General features: G+C 44.8%; 14 protein-coding genes. 3 read left to right on the top strand and 11 right to left on the bottom strand.

All coding sequences use genetic code 11. The features are described from left to right. Nucleotides 1–47: 47 nt before the first annotated feature. From P2A85_RS26650 to P2A85_RS26610, 9 genes are all read right to left on the bottom strand, one after another. Entirely contained in the window at nt 48–497 is a 450-nt protein-coding gene (locus tag P2A85_RS26650; RefSeq protein ID WP_377476388.1) for a hypothetical protein, read from the bottom strand. A gap of 179 nt (nt 498–676) precedes the next feature. After that, nucleotides 677–1,228, bottom strand: coding sequence for a hypothetical protein (locus P2A85_RS26645; RefSeq protein WP_377476386.1), 552 nt, complete (start codon nt 1,226–1,228; stop codon nt 677–679). A 253-nt stretch (nt 1,229–1,481) separates the two neighbouring features. Beyond that, nucleotides 1,482–1,976: a hypothetical protein gene (locus P2A85_RS26640; protein WP_377476384.1), complete on the bottom strand. Its 495-nt coding sequence runs from the start codon at nt 1,974–1,976 to the stop codon at nt 1,482–1,484. Next, on the bottom strand, nt 1,960–2,472 hold the full coding sequence (locus tag P2A85_RS26635) for a hypothetical protein (RefSeq protein ID WP_377476382.1): 513 nt from the start codon (nt 2,470–2,472) through the stop codon (nt 1,960–1,962). Before P2A85_RS26635 ends, P2A85_RS26640 begins: the two co-directional genes overlap by 17 nt. A gap of 264 nt (nt 2,473–2,736) precedes the next feature. Further along, on the bottom strand, nt 2,737–3,975 hold the full coding sequence (locus P2A85_RS26630; protein ID WP_377476380.1) for a tyrosine-type recombinase/integrase: 1,239 nt from the start codon (nt 3,973–3,975) through the stop codon (nt 2,737–2,739). A gap of 343 nt (nt 3,976–4,318) precedes the next feature. Then, nucleotides 4,319–4,507 (bottom strand): hypothetical protein, encoded by a 189-nt coding sequence (locus P2A85_RS26625; protein WP_377476378.1) that lies wholly within the window; start codon nt 4,505–4,507, stop codon nt 4,319–4,321. Nucleotides 4,508–5,176: 669 nt separating this feature from the next. Further along, the gene (locus P2A85_RS26620) at nt 5,177–6,838 is read right to left on the bottom strand and encodes a family 10 glycosylhydrolase (protein WP_377476376.1); all 1,662 of its coding nucleotides are present in this window, start codon (nt 6,836–6,838) and stop codon (nt 5,177–5,179) included. A gap of 104 nt (nt 6,839–6,942) precedes the next feature. After that, nucleotides 6,943–7,758: a PD-(D/E)XK nuclease family protein gene (locus P2A85_RS26615; protein WP_377476374.1), complete on the bottom strand. Its 816-nt coding sequence runs from the start codon at nt 7,756–7,758 to the stop codon at nt 6,943–6,945. A gap of 90 nt (nt 7,759–7,848) precedes the next feature. After that, on the bottom strand, nt 7,849–8,106 hold the full coding sequence (locus P2A85_RS26610) for a type II toxin-antitoxin system ParD family antitoxin (protein ID WP_377476372.1): 258 nt from the start codon (nt 8,104–8,106) through the stop codon (nt 7,849–7,851). A 153-nt stretch (nt 8,107–8,259) separates the two neighbouring features. Between P2A85_RS26610 and P2A85_RS26605 the strand changes: the two genes are divergently transcribed. Then, a complete protein-coding gene (locus P2A85_RS26605; protein ID WP_377476370.1) occupies nt 8,260–11,337 on the top strand; it encodes a type ISP restriction/modification enzyme in 3,078 nt (1,025 codons plus the stop codon). A gap of 160 nt (nt 11,338–11,497) precedes the next feature. On the opposite strand, the gene P2A85_RS26600 is transcribed toward P2A85_RS26605, so the two are convergent. After that, a complete protein-coding gene (locus tag P2A85_RS26600) occupies nt 11,498–12,166 on the bottom strand; it encodes a Uma2 family endonuclease (protein ID WP_377476368.1) in 669 nt (222 codons plus the stop codon). 457 nt (nt 12,167–12,623) lie between these two features. Between P2A85_RS26600 and P2A85_RS26595 the strand changes: the two genes are divergently transcribed. Together P2A85_RS26595 and P2A85_RS26590 are read left to right on the top strand one after the other, a co-directional pair. Next, on the top strand, nt 12,624–13,013 hold the full coding sequence (locus P2A85_RS26595) for a hypothetical protein (RefSeq protein WP_377476366.1): 390 nt from the start codon (nt 12,624–12,626) through the stop codon (nt 13,011–13,013). Nucleotides 13,014–13,302: 289 nt separating this feature from the next. Continuing rightward, complete coding sequence (locus P2A85_RS26590; protein ID WP_377476364.1) at nt 13,303–17,520, top strand: S8 family serine peptidase; 4,218 nt, start codon at nt 13,303–13,305, stop codon at nt 17,518–17,520. Nucleotides 17,521–17,584: 64 nt separating this feature from the next. On the opposite strand, the gene P2A85_RS26585 is transcribed toward P2A85_RS26590, so the two are convergent. Then, nucleotides 17,585–17,728, bottom strand: a complete 144-nt coding sequence (locus P2A85_RS26585; protein WP_377476362.1) for a hypothetical protein — start codon at nt 17,726–17,728, stop codon at nt 17,585–17,587. Nucleotides 17,729–17,832: the final 104 nt, after the last annotated feature.

The following is a 17,832-nucleotide window of genomic DNA, read 5'->3' as shown; positions in this document are numbered from 1 at the left end:
TTTACTTTTTTTGAAAATTTAGGACACAGGAGGAACCGCCCCGCGGGTTAGATTGCGGGTGCGATTAAGCTGTCGTTACGAGCACAGCCACCTATTTCAGCGTCAGGTAATGGGACAAAGATTGGGAAGGGTGGAGGAGCTCGATCCATTGCTCGAACAGGCAACTGAATCTCGGTGTCTTTGATTACAGGTTCCTTTGCAAGCTCAAGACGAGTCTTGGGAGTTTTCTCAGGCTTGTTAATGAGATGCTTTATCTCTGCCAACATATGCGCCCGAACTGTGCAACAAATGTATTTCCAGAATTTCATCTTTCTCGGATGCCATTCTCGGCTGCGTTCTCCAAACTCCATAAGAGATTCTCCGGCCTCTCTATTCCAGAAAGGCTTGAGACAGCGCTTGACTCGCTCGATGAACCCGTAAATACATTTCACATCCATGTCGAACATTTTAATTGATAAATTGCGCTTGACAATTTCAGACGGTTTTTGTCTCGGCAACGAACCGAATACGTGTCAGAACTCACTCGTCGGGTTTAAAGGTAAAAGCACTAGACGAGCGAGTTGCAGAAAGGATTTCAGCACCAACAAGTCAGAGGGGATTTTGTTCAAAATCTCGGACGGATTTTGTTGTTAAGCATGATAGGTTTCCAAAATCAGCACAAAGCGATACATCCGTCTTACTCACCAACCAAGCGCTTATACTCAACCTCAGCAGCTTTGTACTTAGAACTACCCCCCTTGGTTACGCCCCACAACTCAAGGATGATTTTTGCTTTGCCATAGCCCTTAGCCTTTAGTTCCAGAATCCGTTCTAAAAGTTCTGAATCGGCGTTCTCAGCTAGTTGTACGGAACGTTCAGAACCTAGCCCGTCCTCTTGGCTGAGACTTAGAGCTAGAGAGCGTTCTAGGTGTTCCACTTGTTCAGAACCTGCCGCGTTTAGGATAGATTCGGCTTCCATCCGGCGCTGCTGTTCGGAGACATAAGCACTGGTAGCCAGTTCATCAACAGCATCAGCCACGACAACAGCCTCACGCATAGACTCAAACTCTTGGGCTTGAGCTAGTTTGAGGGCAATCCGTCGGGATTCAAAGCAGCAAGCAAAACCGCCTGCCAGAGATAGTCCAGTGACCCAATTGTGCAGCGGAATTTTACGGCTGAGGGTGAACGGCGGTGCTAGCCAGAGGATTAACCCAGAGGTTGTTAACGCGCAAACCTTCAAAATCTGCATAACATCACCCCCAAACCGAATAAAACAGCGGCTATCCCGGCAACCAAAATCCCTTGCAGGTCCAGGAGTGTGATGCGGAATTTCAAACACAGCCAGTCGTCTAGTATCCAGCCTAGAACCCAACACAGAACTAGGACTAGGTACAAGGCTCTCACCAAAATCTGTAGTCTAAAATTGAGCGACGCTATCCAGCAAAGGAAACTGGAAGCGATCGCACAACTCACAAAAGTGTTAAAAAGTGCGATCGCCCTGCTCATGGTTTTGTCCCTTGTAGCTTGGCTTTAATTTCGCTGATGCGACTTTCGGCATTACTAGCTGCTTGTTCTAAACCCATGCCTAATCGAGCGTAAGCAGGACGCAAGCCGTGCAAGTGTTTACCCAGACCTGCGTCGGCGCGCTTTTTTACGAGTTCGTTGTCGGCAACCACGCCCTCATATTTGCGGTGGTGTTTGTGGACTTTGGCATCGGCTTCTTCAATCTTGCCAGCCGCTTCATAAGCCCGTTTGGCGTGACGTGCGCCCTCAGTTTTCTCCTTTGCCAACTGCTTCATAGCATCGGCTTCTTCTTCTGTGAAGTAGCGGGGTTTTTCGATGATGGGGACGCTACGGTCGGCTGCGGTAAATTTGCCAGGGTTAAGAGGGCTGATTGCGTCGGCACTGGTTGGGGCTAAAACGGTGGAATGGTTAATAGCATGGCTACCATGGCTTAAACCGCCCGATTTTTCCTCATTTTTAAAGATTTTGTTCATGCGTCCCATATTCGGCTCCTATTTGAATGTTGATGCGGATTTTAGGAAATAGATTGAGCGGGTTAATTTGTCGCCACATGGACATAGCCAGCACAAATACCCCCACAGAAGCGAGTGCAAGTGCAATGAGTTGTCCAAAGTCAACCCAGTCAAAGAATGTGGAATTGTGGCGGGTAAAGTTGCAGACGGGAAAGGAACCGTCATTAGTCCAGTCGAGGGTGTCTACACTGTCTACAGCTTGTAGGTCAAGCGGTTCAGATGTTTTGTCTACACTGTCTACACTTGCAACTTTATTGGTGTCTACACTGTCTACACTGTCTACAGTCGCCGTCTCAAGGGATTCACCGTCAACTAGGTACAGTTCTAGCAATGCCTCCCATGTGGCAGTTTTGCTGAGTTTCCCGAACTGTTTGGCATCTTCATTGGTGAAACCGCGGTCGTAGGCGATCGCTTTGAGCTTGTCAATGCGACGGTGGCTGATGGGGGGTTCAGTCATGGCAAAACCCCGCCAACTCAATCATTAAGAGTTGCGATCGTCCATTGGGACAATCGGCTGAAAGTGGCATAATTTATAGGCTCCAAACGTTGTAATAGAACGGTTTGGGGAAGTCGTGACTTGGCTAGCATTGCAAGTGCTTGTCAGTCGCGCATCAATCTTCCTTAGTTACATACGATCGCAGCTTCCCAACAAACTGTCAACAGTTCGGTTGTAAAGTTTAGTGTCGCAAAAGTTGCCCAGAGAATCAACATATTAACAGTATCAAAGGGGGCGTAAATGCTCCAATACCTTATTGTCTAAATAGACAGCATTAATCACTTTCTCAGATGTATCACACCACTTAGCCACCACCGCACTCGGTACACCCTTGCCAACTTGTTCGCTGATAAAAGTATCCCGACAAGAGTAGGGCGTAGTAGTCTGACAATCCTGTTGATGTTGCCGACTGTTTTCGGTAATTGGGTCAACCAACTTATGCCATACCTGTTTAGTGAAATTGTTGTAATTAATCGCCCCGCCCTTAATAGGTGATGGAAAAACCAGTTTCTCTTTATCAGTCAGACTTATTGGCTTGATACTTTTCAACAACTGAATCAGTTCTTGATTGCAAGGAAATTTACGCCGTTTATTATTTTTACTACCGTCAACCCTTGTCTCCTTACCGCCCGGATGCTGAACACTCCCATTAAACACAATGTGAGAAAAGTCACTAGCTATGTCACACCACCTCAGTCCAATAGCCTCGGATGGACGGCATCCAGTCAGCAGCCAGAATTGCACCATAGGGTAATAAAAACAAAATTTTTGTCCAGTTTCACCCCTACCGTTCCAAGTCCCTCTGTGATTCCTAAAAGCTTCCAGTACAAGCTCTTTTTCTTGGGCTGTAAAAGCATTAGGTTCAGGGTCACTTTCCCACTTGTGCTTAGGCAATTCAGTCGCCATCCCTTCAAATGGCGATACGGTTAATCCCTTGACAATCTTGAACTTAATCCCCCACTTTACCGCTGCATTTAGGTGAGTCAAAATTCTCTTAGTCATGCTGTTAGTCGTATCCTCCAACAGCCAAGCGCGTACCTGCAAAGCGCCGTCCTCAGACAAAGGCTGGTGAGGGCAACGGTCAATATAGCTCTGAATGCCCGTCACTAAGTAATTGAAGGTTGTGGCCTTGAGTGTTGGCTTCTTGAATTCCAAGTATTTAGCAAACAACTGGGTAAGCGTCAGTTCCGGTTTTGGCTTGATAGTCTCAATCACAGTCAAGTGAGTTTCTGGCTTGTATTTTTTGAGCGTGGGGTCAAACCGCTCAAACCTGATGTCAGACTCAATCAATTGCGCTTTTGCTTCTGCTAGCTTCCAGTTTTCAGAGGTGTCTGCCAAATTTAGATAAAGGAATTTTTGCTTGCCCCCACACAGATGCCTCGGCATCTGCAAGCGTAGCCTCCCCTCATTGGACTGAACGACTACGGAACCTTTTTTAGCTCTGCTAGGTGGAATATAGACCATAACTTTCTACCAACTCAACACCCCCATAATACCTAGTTGAATACAAAATGAATACAATTCTCTAACAGCCCCATGCTGAAATCGGCATAACCTAGTACAGGTAACAGATTCAAGATTGTCGTCCTACAGCCTTCCAAGCTAATTATGCGGGTTCGATTCCCGCTGCCCGCTTATATCTGTAAACAGCTAGAACCCTTGAAAAATCAAGGTTTTTTGCGTTTCTAGGGCTTAACGCCTGTGGTTAAACAAGGCGTTTTGGAGACAATTTGGAGACAAAGACGGGCTGTTAGGAAGCAAGTTGGAGACAAATTGGAGACAAAATTGGAGACAAAATTGGAGACAATCAAGTACCTAGCTCTGCCAATACGTCCAAAACTGCTTCCATATCAGCCAAGTCCGCCTTAGACTTTTTGCGTCGCGCTTTTAACTGGTTAAGCAGTTCGGCCGGCTTTGGGAATTCTGCGACGGTCGGAACCGAATTTCTATTTTCTCCCCGATCGCAATTCCAGTCATTGTTAGTCCACAACCACACCCCAACACTCGCTCTTTTCCGTCAAGAGACACCCTGAGATGGATGTATCGTTTTTTCGCTCCCGTTATTTTGAGTGAAACTCCTTTGGGCGCTTCTTTCTGAGCTTGCTTACAATATTCCAGTAGTCTTTCGTAGCCTGTTGGTTTGTTAGGGATGTTATCCATTTTGTATCCGCTTATTGTCCGAAAGGGTTTTTCTCGGATACAAATGGATAGCAAGATTGACGAGAGAATCACGGTTAGATGTATTGCCGTTTCGAGTCCTGCCGTACCCGTTAACTAAAACCTTTACACAGCAATGCTTTGAGCCGTTATTTGCCGAAAAGTAGAGAGCGGCTCAAACCTTATTTGTTGTGCGTTTGTTGTGCATTTGTTTCGCATTTGTTTCGCATTTTGTTTCGCACAACAAATGCGAAACACCGCCTATCTGGGTCAGGTAGTATCCCGGCATCCTGTCGGTAGACACAGGTTAACCCTCCAAGTCAAGTATTTCCAAAAACACCTCTACGTCTGCCAAGTCCGCCCTCGACTTTTTACGCCGCGCTTTTAACCCACATTCCGCACCCCCAATCCGCGTATGTGCCAGTTGGGGGTGCGGAATGTGGGTATTGACACTCCCCGGTCTGAGGGTTCGGAGGCAAACTCCCAGAGTGTTAGCTGCTTCATTCCCCTACAACCGACAAGTTTGTCGTGCCCTTTCATCCTCCGGTTCTTGCCATCCAAAAGAGAAATGACTCACTGCATTAATTTGCGGTGTAGCAGAGCGAATAGCCTGCATTTGAACTTCCAAAGAAGGCCGATTTTTCAGGGATTTTCCCCAATCACCGGCGATCGCCGGAATAATTTTTGCTCCCGGAGGTGCTAAACTCACAGTTCGCTGCACCAGGGGTACAATACAGCTTACATCCCCACAATTGCCATAGGACATCGCGTGAAATTCCATGGAAGCCTGAAACCTGTCCCAAGGCTGCAATCTCGAATCAAATCCTCCTAGATTTATAGTTTGATTCCCATTCGGAAAAAATACTGCTCCTACAGGTATTCCCATCCTTTGGGCGGGTTGAATCGCCATCCCCAAAAATTCTAAAACTCCTTGGACTGCGTGAGCAACACTCAGTTTCCAGAGGTCTTTTTGCAGAGTACCAGTGTCAGGCAGTTTTGGTGTTGGGGTTGGTTTTGGTGTGGGATTCGGAACGTTTGGTTTACCATTATCGGGAACTTTTGCAGCAGTCAGTCCCCTAGAGTTGGCTTTTTTAGGAGGGGGAATTGGTGTGGGAGTTGGTGTTGCTATCGGTTGCGGAATTCGCCCCTGCCAAAGAGGTTCTTTTTCGGTTGGATATTGTTTGACTACTGCTTGAACATCGCTAACATTAATAAATCCTTTTGTCAAGTATCGCTGGATTAAATCTCGCCCTTGTTGATTGTTAGCACGCTGCAACAAAACTTGCTGGGATGCTGGGCCATAAATCCACAAATCTTTGACTTTAGTGACAACAGAAGCTGGGCCAACGCCTCGCAAATAACGAATGTAGTCAAATAACATTCCTTGGGGGCGACGTTTGAGCACTTGATTTACTAACAATGAATAGTCTTGCCGCGCTTGGGGGCTGTAGGGATCGACAAAGGCTTGATTTCCCGGAACTTCTCCGAAGTCATCGTTAATTCCTGCGTCTTGAACTACGGTTAAACTTGTCTGATTTTGACCGTTTTTTGCCAGTGCTTGCTGTCTGTCTTCACGCTGAGCGTAGGTATAGCCAAAGTTCATGGTAAATAGCCAAGCATACACTTTTAAACCTCGCTGTTTTCCCTTGGCGATCGCATTTTCTAATAAATCGGATTTCTCGTAGCCACGATTTCTCAAAACAGAAGGCCAAGTCGTAGGATTATCCGCGACGGGAAGTAGCACTTGACCATCGTAAAATACTTCGATATAGACTTGATTGTAGCCTTTATTCACAACTTTATCTAATACGCGATCGAGTTCTCCCGCCCGGACATCGCAGGGATACAAGCGCAGCCAAACCGCTTGAGTTTGGGGCCAATTTTTTTGGCGACATTCGGCTATTTCCCGCGCGTGTTTGTTTAATGCACTAAAATATGCCTGCTGAGATTCCGGTTTTCCTGAGAGGGCCGCCCGACGCAAATCTTCTTTTTCATTTACTTGTTCTTTTGAAAATTGGCAATAGGCTGAGGATTGGGCAACTGCTGGTTTATTTTCAATGATTTCTCCCGCGATTGGGCAGATGAAGCTACAGGTTAAAACGGCAGTTACTGCACTTAAAAAGCGTCGCTGGCGTTGCGGAATGGCGATGGGATTTGGTGCAATTTTCATGGGAACATTAAATTGGGTTTAAGCGTCTAATTTTCGGTGCGATCGCCTAAGTGCGATCGCGTTGATGCACCACTACAAAATTACGTGGAAATGCGTCAGTCCTGTTAAATACTTATTTCATCGATTATAGCAATATTTGGTAGCCAATCCGTCGGAGGTTCTACAACAAAATTGGCTAAGGAAGCTTTGGTGTCTTTGGTCCGGTTGCAACGAGGGGCGAATTGACAGGAATTACACACATTGGAATTGATGTGTACTTGGGGTAAAAATTCACCGGAGCGGGTATATTCTTCTCGCCACTGACTAAGCTGGTGCAACTGGTTGGTTAAATCTTGTCTTGTGCGATCGTGTTCTATTTGATTGTAAGGAAATGTGAGGCTTTGTGGCGGTTCCTCTCCTTGCAATTGGACAAACCAATATGTCATAGAAACTTGTTCCGGCGAATAATCGCTGGTTTCTACTAATACATATAAATAGAGGCGAGTTTGCCAACTTTGAGAAATCCAGTGGAATTCTTGAGGACGGGGATAGGTTTTCCAGTCGAGAATTTGAGCTTGGTTTGGTTCTGCTATTAGTAAATCGTAGATGACGGTGAATAGGTAATCTTGAAAAATGAAGGTACGGGGATGTTCGGCTTGGCGGAAGGTTTTGTTGTCATTTTCTGACGGGGTAAAAAGTTCGGGGGCGCTATGGATAAATGCTACCAGACAGCGTTGCATTTCAATTTCTTTTTCAGTGATGAAGGCCAGGGGCAATCCTAGTTCGCGCTGCTGCATTAATAGGTGAAATCGGCTACCCCATGCGAGTTTTTCTTGTTGTTCTGGGGATGTGTGGGTGGCGAGGAGTTCTAGGTAGCTGTGTTGGAATTTGCGCGGGCATTCTTGGATGATTTTCAGTTGGCTTTGGGAGAGTCGGAACATTTTTGTGTCTGTTATTTTTTTTGTTTTTGGTAAGCTTTTTTATGCCCATTATGAAATTTATGTGACAGTTTATGCGCCAAAACTATCTGTTTAAGTGTAGCGCGATCGCAGGTTAGCGCGGATTTCTGCCATTGCGGTTACACCGTCTACGACTTCGCCACGTTGGGATGCAAGATGTCCAATTAGTGCATCTCGTTGGAGTTCTTGCAGTCGTCCTTGATATATTTCTTCCTGTTGTTCGAGTAGTTGAATGGCTGCGAGGATGACTTCGATCGCACTTTTGTATTTGCCAGTCGTGAGTTGACGTTGCACGAGGGCTTCGACTTCAGGTGACAAAACAATTTGCATGGCGTTTGAGAGGAAAAGTGTTAATTCTATTGTAGGCGATTCACGCTCGGCATAGCTCCGCTCGCGCGTACTTCAGTTAGACTTTTTGGATTAACGGGCGATCGCCCTACACTGACTATTATATAATTATCAATACCATTAACAACAAAGCCAATGCGTTTTGATACCTACATCCAGTCAATTCAGAACAATCTCCAGCGGGGCAGCGAGCGCACCCATTACCCAACTATCAAGAATTTACTCGATAATCCGGCTGCTAGTCTCGCAGCAATTATAGAAGAAAAAGGTAATAAAGCTGGTGTTCCAGATTTTACTGTCAGGCGCAGGGATTTACTTGTCGGTTATGTGGAAGCTAAAGATGTCGGGTTAGATTTGAATCCTATTGAAAAAACCGAACAGTTGCAGCGATATCGAGAATCGTTAAACGGTAATTTAATTCTCACCAATTATCTGGAGTTTCGCTGGTATGTTGATGGCAAAGCCAGATTGACCGCAGTTTTAGCCACCAGAATCGGTGACGAAATTACGCTTTGCAACTCTGACAAAACTATTGAATTAATCGAGGGATTTCTTAACTACACTGGTGCAGCCATTAACAGTCCCGAAGATTTGGCAAAACAGATGGCGCGACTAACCAAATCAATTCTACTCGCTACAGAATCAGCTTTGCAAATAGAAACTGAAGCCGGAGAATTACATCAACTAAAGCGTGGATTTAATGAGATATTACTGCCCGACCTCAACGATGCAGCTTTTGCAGATATGTACGCTCAAACTATTTCCTACGGTTTATTTGCGGCGCGAGTTGGTCACGCTCAAAATCCCGGAAATCAACTTTTTGACCGCCGGACAGCGGGCACGTACATCCCAGCGACTAATCCGTTTTTGCGCCGATTATTTAACAGCATTATCGAGACGGATTTACTCAGTAAAATTAACTGGGCAATAGATGATTTAGTCGAGCTACTAGGGCGAGTTGACATGACTGCTATTCTCGAAAACTTTGGTAGTCGCACTCGCCAATCCGATCCAGTTGTTCATTTTTACGAAACCTTTCTTGCAGCTTATAATTCAGCTTTGCGGAAAAGTCGCGGCGTTTATTATACTCCTGAACCCGTTGTCTCGTATATTGTTCGTTCTGTCGATGCTATCCTAAAAAACCGTTTTAATCTGCCTTTAGGATTAGCCGACAATAGCAAAAATCCAGATACGCAACAGCCGCGAGTTCAAATTCTCGATCCCGCAACTGGTACGGGTACTTTTCTTTACGGAGTTGTCGATCGCATTTATCAAAACTTGGAAGATATGGGAATATCTGGAAGTTGGAATCAGTATGTACAGGAGAATTTATTAAACCGATTATTTGGTTTTGAGTTGTTAATGGCTCCCTATGCCATAGCACACCTTAAACTCGGTTTGCAACTGCAAAATCTCGGCTATGAGTTTAGAAACAAGCAGCGTTTAGGAGTTTATCTCACGAATACATTAGATGAAGCTTTAAAAAAATCAGAGGTTCTCTTTGCTCAATTTGTGGCGCAAGAAGCTAATGAAGCTTCAGCAATTAAGCGGGATGTACCGGTGATGGTTGTGTTGGGAAATCCGCCTTATTCTGGTCATTCTGCTAATAAGAGTGAATGGATAGCCGGATTGGTAAAAGATTACTATTATGTGGACGGTGTACCGCTGAAAGAGCGCAATTCTAAATGGCTGCAAGATGATTATGTAAAATTTATTCGTTTTGGACAGTGGCGAGTTAGTCAAACGGGGTTTGGTGTTTTGGCTTTTGTGACTAATCACGGCTATCTAGACAATCCTACTTTTCGGGGAATGCGTCAAAATTTGATGCAAACTTTCACTGATATTTATGTTTTAGATTTGCACGGTAATTCTAAAAAGAAAGAAGTTTCTCCTGATGGTTCGCCAGACCAAAATGTGTTTGATATTCAGCAGGGAGTCAGTATTGGCATTTTTATCAAAGAGCCTGGTAAGTCTACTCCTGCAAAAGTTCATCATGCTGAATTATGGGGAAGTCGTACTTCTAAATATGAAATTCTCAACCAGTTAGATATCGAGACAACTGAATGGGTGGCTGTTGAGCCTCGGTCACCAGAATATTTATTTATTATACAGAATATCGATTTAAGAACCGAGTATAACAGCGGTTGGAAGTTGACCGAAATTTTTCCAGTTAATACACTGGGATTTCAAAGTCATCGCGATGACTTTGCTATTGATTTTGAAAGGGAAGATATCAAGAAAAAATTACAAGATTTCAGGAATATCAAAATATCAAACAAGGAAATTGAGGAGAAATATGAGCTCAAAGATAACCGTGATTGGAATGTAGAAACTGCCCGACAACAAATTCGTCAAAATGAAAACTGGGAAAAATGGCTAATCGACTGCTTATATCGTCCTTTTGATTGGCGTTTTTGCTACTTTAGCACTGTAGCGATGGACTGTCCTAGAACAATTTTGCAACAGCACATGATGAAAGAAAACCTCTCTCTAAATGTAGTCAGACAAACCAAAGCTGCTGAATGGGGACACGCACTGGTTGCTGATAAACCAACTCCTGCATTATACGTTGAGATAAAAGATGGTTGTAATGCTTTCCCTCTTTACCTCTATCCTGATACTAAAAATGAACAGGGTAATTTATTCACCGATCGCACTCCCAATTTATCCCAAAACTTTCTCAACGCAGTTCGTGAAAAATTAGGCTATATACCAACTCCCGAAGCCATCTTTTATTACGCCTATGCTGTCTTTCACAGTCCTACCTACCGCCAGCGTTATGCAGAATTTCTGAAAATAGACTTTCCCCGCTTACCCTTAACTTCCGACAATGAACTTTTTCAAACCCTCGCTAAAAAAGGTGAGGAATTGGTAGCACTGCACTTGATGAAATCGAAAAAATTAAATAAGGTAATTACTAAATATCCTGTCAGCGGCGATAATGCTGTTACTCAAGTTACTTACAATGAATCGGAATGGCGGGTTTATATTAACAAACAGCAATATTTTCAAGGTATTTTTCCAGAAGTTTGGGCGTTTAAAATAGGTGGATATCAAGTATTGGATAAATGGCTTAAAGACCGCAAAAAAGCAAATCGCAGTTTATCTTTTGATGAGGTTCTGCACTATCAGCGCGTCGTAGTTGCCATGAAAGAGACTATGCAAATTATGGCGGAAATTGATGATGTGATACCTGGTTTTCCTTGGGAATAGCTACCCCTCGATCCTGCGGCGGTTGAAACCGGGCAAATGGTTCGACTTCGCTCACCAACCGCCACGGGGGGATGGCCCCTACGCAAACTTTCGTCCTAGCAGAGAGGGACTAAGAAAGCAGCATATTAAATATCGCGATCGCACTTTTCCCCACCCCCATTTACAAATTCCCAATTTGTTGAGCAAACCACATAGCCGCCGTCCCATTTCCCTGAGTCAACATTTTCAAAGTCTCCGATAGCAACGCAATTGGTAAACCCTCAAGCGCACCAGAAATTTCACACTCCTGATAGTTGCCATTCTCGTTCAATCGAAATGCCAAAACTCTCTCGCCTTGAATATCTACTACCCAATATTCAGGAATTCCCAAAGCAGCATACAAGCGCTTCCTTTGATCCAAATCGATCGTCAAAGTAGTATCGGAAATTTCCCCGACTAAATCGGGAACTCGCGACTGATTCAAATTGATTCGGCGCGGTTCCCCTTTTTGGCATTTGTGGAAATCTCCACCGATGTATAAAACTTTATCTGGCGCAGCAGATCCCAATTGAGACTTTTCAATTACACAACCACTGAGAGAATCAAAATTTTGTCCTAATTTGGTCGTAAACCACAGGAAAAATATGATGGTAAACAAATCATTAAATCTGGCGTGCTGAGGCCCTTCGTTACCCATGTCTATCCAAAGATATCCTTCATAAAAAAATATTCTGGCTTCTTCCAAAGACGGATCTTCGTAAGCAGCTACATAATCTTCCCATGTCGCGGCTTGCGATTGGGGGATTTCACCCACTTGAGACACGATGAATTTTGGAGTTGTATAAGTCATGATTCAAAAGTGAATTAAGGATATTTTAATCGTAACTGAAGTTGATATTTATCTGCTGGATGCCCAGAAACCGGGTTTTTGCGAAACTATTCGTTACAGCCCGCAAAAACCGCCAAAAACCCGGTTTCTTTGATTTTGATGCGGTGTCTATCGAATTTATTATATAAGTAGGGGCGGGTTTTACCAACAATCTATGCCCAAAACTAACAATCTCATAAACCCGCCCAGGCTCTAGCTTGATATGATGTGCGATCGGGATACTCGGTTAGAACTGAGATGTTGCACCAATGTCAATTGGGGATTTTTAGTGGGGCGGGGCGGGTTTATTTTAATTGTTGGTGAGAGTTAGAGATGATTGGTGAACCCGCCCCTACTTCACACGAATGGTGCAACATTTTACTGAGAACCAATGCAATAAGTTACATTTAAGTTAATTGCACTTATATCTAAAATTCTTATGCTCGGTAATTTTCAACAAAGCAACCTGCGGATCGAGCTTGAAGCTTCCGAAACAGCGATTCGGGATAGCTTGCTGCGTCCAGCTCAATTGCAGCAATGGCTGTGGCCGCAACAGTTATCTAAAGGTTTGCCGGAAGAATTTTCTTCAGGTTTGACATTTACGAGTTGGCTGGGCCCGGTGGCCGTTCAGCATCACGTTGATATTGCTGAGCCGAATTGTCTGCGCCTGTTATTGAGTCAGGGAATTGACGGGTTTCACGAGTGGTATTGGGGCGACGGTTGGGTGCAGTCTCGGTTGGAGGGAGTGTCGCTGTTACCGCTGAATTTGGGACAAACGGCTAGTTTGTTGCGGCTGCGGGAGTTTGTCACCAAGGGTAAGGGGAAGTAGAAAGTTTACTCATCTAAGCAAAATTCCCTATTTCTTAGTCCCCCTCTGCTGGGACTTTGTTTTTGTAGACGCGGTTTCAACCGCCGAGTCTTTGTTTGTGTAAAACATAAAAACTGCATCAAAACTCCGACGCAATCCAGATAGATAAGTAGCGGCGGAAGTTGATGCGAGTTTACTCACATTGTTTGTGAAGTAATATTGCAAAACGCATAAAAACTGCATAAAAACTCCGGCGCACTCCAGATAGATAAATATCAGGCCAAAGTTATCAGATTAGTAGAGGTGCATCATGTCTAATATATCGATCGGCAATCTCAACGACAACTATTTCTCGATCGACTTCGCGGGTAAAACTGACCCCACAGACACCTATCGTTTTAATCGACTCAATCCCGGCAACTTTCGAGTCACTGCTGAAGGATTTAGTTCCATTGTCGGGATGCAACTCCTAGACAGTCAGGGAAAAGTCGTCAAAGACATCGAAACCAACGGCACAAATTCAGGAACATTTAGCATCGATAATTTGGGTGCAACCAATTATGCACTCAAAATTTCTGCACCTTCCCGTGATACCAATTATCAAGTGAGTTTAACACCAGACGGCAAAGTTGACCCGCTGACAGGCTTAGGCGTTATCTCCGGTTATTTCACACCAGATTCAACGGGTCAAGTGGGCTTTGACTGGCTGCACGACGGCGGCAATTATCAAGGTGAAGTTGCGATTTTTAGCGTGCAGGGAATGGAGAATTTCGATCCTGGTTCTGAGGAATTCATCAAAGAATCAGCAAGACGAGCTCTGAGCAATTCTTTATTCGGACACGTCGTAATTTCTGACTCCATAGAAGGTGCAAATCCCCTATTTAACGGCAGTTTAGGAGAGGCGAATTATAACCAAGGACAGTACAGCGGTCCGAAAACATTTCTGATGAAACCGGGAGAGCCTTTTGCGGTGATGTTGGTGCCAAATGGGACTGTGCAAGATGTCTTTAATAATCCCGATGCTGATGGCGATAAACGGCCACTGTTTTCCTTATCTAGCCTGAATCCAGATGATGCTTTGTTAGAGGGTCAAGTAGCAGATGTCACTGGCAATGGTAAGGCATTTGCGATGGAAGATCAGCGGGTTGACGAAGGTTCGGATAAAGATTACAACGATTTGGTTTTCAATTTGACTGGTGCGACGGGAAAAGCAGCGGCAATAGAGAAAGTTATCGATCCAAAGAAAGATTGGACGAAGCTTGATGGTGGCAAAAAATTGATCGATTATGTCAAATCTAAACTGCCGACAGACATAAAACCACCGGTAGCTGTAACGCCAACTGTGGAGACAAAACCACCGGTAGCTGTAACGCCAACTGTGGAAACAAAACCACCGGTAGCTGTAACGCCAACTGTGGAAACAAAACCAACTGTGGAGACAAAACCACCGGTAGCTGTAACGCCAACTGTGGAGACAAAACCACCGGTAGCTGTAACGCCAACTGTGGAAACAAAACCGCCAGTAGCTGTAACGCCAACTGTGGAAACAAAACCAACTGTGGAGACAAAACCACCGGTAGCTGTAACGCCAACTGTGGAGACAAAACCACCGGTAGCTGTAACGCCAACTGTGGAAACAAAACCGCCAGTTGAGACAAAACCAACGGTAGCTGTAACGCCAACTGTGGAGACAAAACCACCGGTAGCTGTAACGCCAACTGTGGAAACAAAACCAACTGTGGAGACAAAACCAACGGTAGCTGTAACACCAACTGTGGAAACAAAACCAGCAGTTGAGACAACTTCACCCGTAGCTGTAACGCCAACTGTGGAAACAAAACCGCCAGTTGAGACAACTTCACCCGTAGCTGTAACGCCAACTGTGGAAACAAAACCAGCAGTTGCGACAACTTCACCCGTAGCTGTAACGCCAACTGTGGAAACAAAACCGCCAGTTGCGACAACTTCACCCGTAACAACCCCACCAGTACCTGTAACACCGCCAACGCTACCTGTGATTAAACCACCGGTGGCTGTAACTCCGCCTGTTACAACAACACCGTCTGTTACAACAACGCCACCTGTCGATGAACCCCAACCTTCGGTTATAGTTGAACCGCCTGTTGAGTCGAAACCAATTATTCAGCCGACGCCTTTTATCGGCATTTTCGATACTGGGTTTGCGCCGAATAATCCCGATTTGGATTATTCTAAAGTGACATTGGGGCGCGATCGCATTGACAAAGACAGCAATCCTTTGTTTACTGCCGGTACTGGTAACGAACATGGCACTTTTAACTGGGGTTTAGTAAGTGCAATTCAAGGGAATGATAAAGGCATTGATGGCTACAATGATAAGGCCAATGTGTATCTAAGTCGGGCAATTGGTTCTGGGGAATGGGATTTAGCTTTAAATGATTTTGTGAGTGAAGCGAAAGGACAAAAGCAGAAGAATGCGATCGCCCTTTTACCCCTCGATTTAACTCAAAAGAATGCTGACGGAACCATTACCACTCGTTACGAATTTACGAACCGAGAACGTGCGGTTTTGGAAAATGCGCGTCAGAGTGGAGTGCTGTTAGTTGTAGCGGCGGGAAATGACGGCGGCGTGATGTCTGTTTTGGGTCAATCTTCCCAGGAGTTTGAGAATATTCTCACGGTTGGTTCGTCTGATGGATTTGGGCGATCGGATTATTCCAGCTATGGCTATGGTTTGGATATTTTAGTGCCCGGAGGTGCGATCGACAATCCGACTTTATCGACTGTTGGTGATGATATTGGTACGATGTCGGGAACTTCGGCATCGGCGGCTAAGGCTGCGGGGATGGCGTCTAAAGTTTGGGAGAGTAATCCCGATTTGAGTGTGACTCAAGTGATTGACATTTTGACTGGAAGTGCGATCGATTTGAAGGAGCTCGGATGGGATAAAGAAACGGGTTTTGGGGTGGTGAATTTGAATAAGGCTGTGCAAGTGGCGAAGGATACAAAGCCACAAAGTTACACGCCTAGTCCTTTCTTGAGTCCGACAACTTGGGGTTTAGAAGGAAAAGTCACGCCTTGGGAAAGAGCAACTTATGACATCAAAACAGGAAGTTTCACCTCGATTATTTGGTCAACTAATGGTGTGACTCTCCGCAATAGTCCTAGTTTGAGTGATAAGAGCACTGTGGCTGTGGGATACAAAGGTCAGACTTTCACTTTCGATGCCTGGACTTACGGGGAAGCAGTCGCGGATCTGACTACAAATGAGCAAGATGCTTTGTGGTTTCGGACAAATGTAAACGGACAATCTTACTGGGTACCAAGTGCATACACGAAGGGCTACCCACCTGGAAACCCTCCGTTACTGCCTCCAGCTAACACTAATCCAGGTACAACTAATCCAGTTATAACCAATCCAGGTACAACTAATTCAGTTATAACCAATCCAGGTACAACCAATCCAGTTATAACCAATCCACCACCTAGTTCAATTTTTCTCAACGGACGTACCATTGGTGGCAATTTTTATCCAGTTTTCCAGAATTATAAAGGAACACTGGGCAATCCGACTTCTGATGTCATCAACTATAATGGCGTGAGCTATCAGACATTTGACAAAGGGTCAATTGTTAGCAGTAAAAATGGAACTTTCCCGCTTTATGGTGCCATACGTCAGGAATTCTTGAAAACAGGTGGATTGGATGGCTGGTTGGGTGCTCCGAAGAGTGCGGAAAAGGGACAGGGGGATGGAACGCTCATCCAATACTTTGAGAAGGGTCACATTTCCTGGAATGGCGTTAAGGCGATCGCATATCAGGAAGGCAGCAAGCCACCAATAGTTCAAATACCTAGTAACATCCCTAGCAAATCTTCCAATAACGGTGGTAGTGGCAATTCAAGTTACTTAAATGAACTGGCTTCATGGTCAGACGAGCAATGGAACAGGGCAGCAGGTGAAAATACTCGGATCACTGGACCGATGTTGCCTGGTGAAAAAGATGAGAGAAACTACCCAGGACATGAGGCAATTCTTAACGTCTACGATCAATTGTCCAACAAACTCTTGAATTCAAAATTAGGTTCACCATATCTCAATTCAGCCGGCTATGTTGATGTAGGTTATGGGGATCATCCTGCTTTTGGTTGGCATGATGGCATAGATATTTCCACTCAAGGTAAAATAGTTGATGTTAAAGTTCTTGTTGGAGGAACTGTTCGTCAACTAAGCTATTCAGGACCCAGTGGAGGAGGATATGCGATTGAAGTCAAAGGAGACGATGGGCGCTTCTATCACTATCTACATCTGAGTAGCCTAAAAGTCTCGTCTGGCCGAATTGAAGCTAACCAAGCCCTTGGTCAAGTAGGTGATACCAGTAAGTTTGCTATGTCACATCACCTTCACTTCCAGGTAAACAAGAGTGCCAAAACAGATGAATTCGGAAATAAATCTGGTGTCTACGACATCCACAATAAAACAGATGTTTACAACTCAACATACAATCCTCTGAAAGTATTTTGGGAACTTAAGCGCGAGGGAAGAGTTTAGTCAGAAAAGCAGCCAATAATTAATAGCTAACTTGGGTTGAGCGATCGCCCTCGATCTCCCAGATTCAAAAAGCCGATCGCCCATAATTCATCAAACGATCGATCGCCCTTCTGACATCCGAGTTAATCTGCGTCCATCTGCGGTCAAAAAAGAGCGATCGCCCTTTCTCAAGATAATTCAGAAGGGCGATCGCTCGTTTTATAATCAATCATGGCGATCGCCCTTCCTTTTTGAAGAGCGATCGCCCTTTTTCAACTATCCGAATTGCATCAACTCAGAAGTCATGCTATAATTTGCTTATACATTAATTTC

The sequence above is a fragment of the Microcoleus anatoxicus genome, from assembly GCF_042465725.1.
Taxonomy (GTDB): Bacteria; Cyanobacteriota; Cyanobacteriia; order Cyanobacteriales; family Microcoleaceae; genus Microcoleus; species Microcoleus anatoxicus.
Note: the sequence above shows the minus strand (reverse complement) of the source record. Positions and strands in the feature narration are given on the sequence as shown.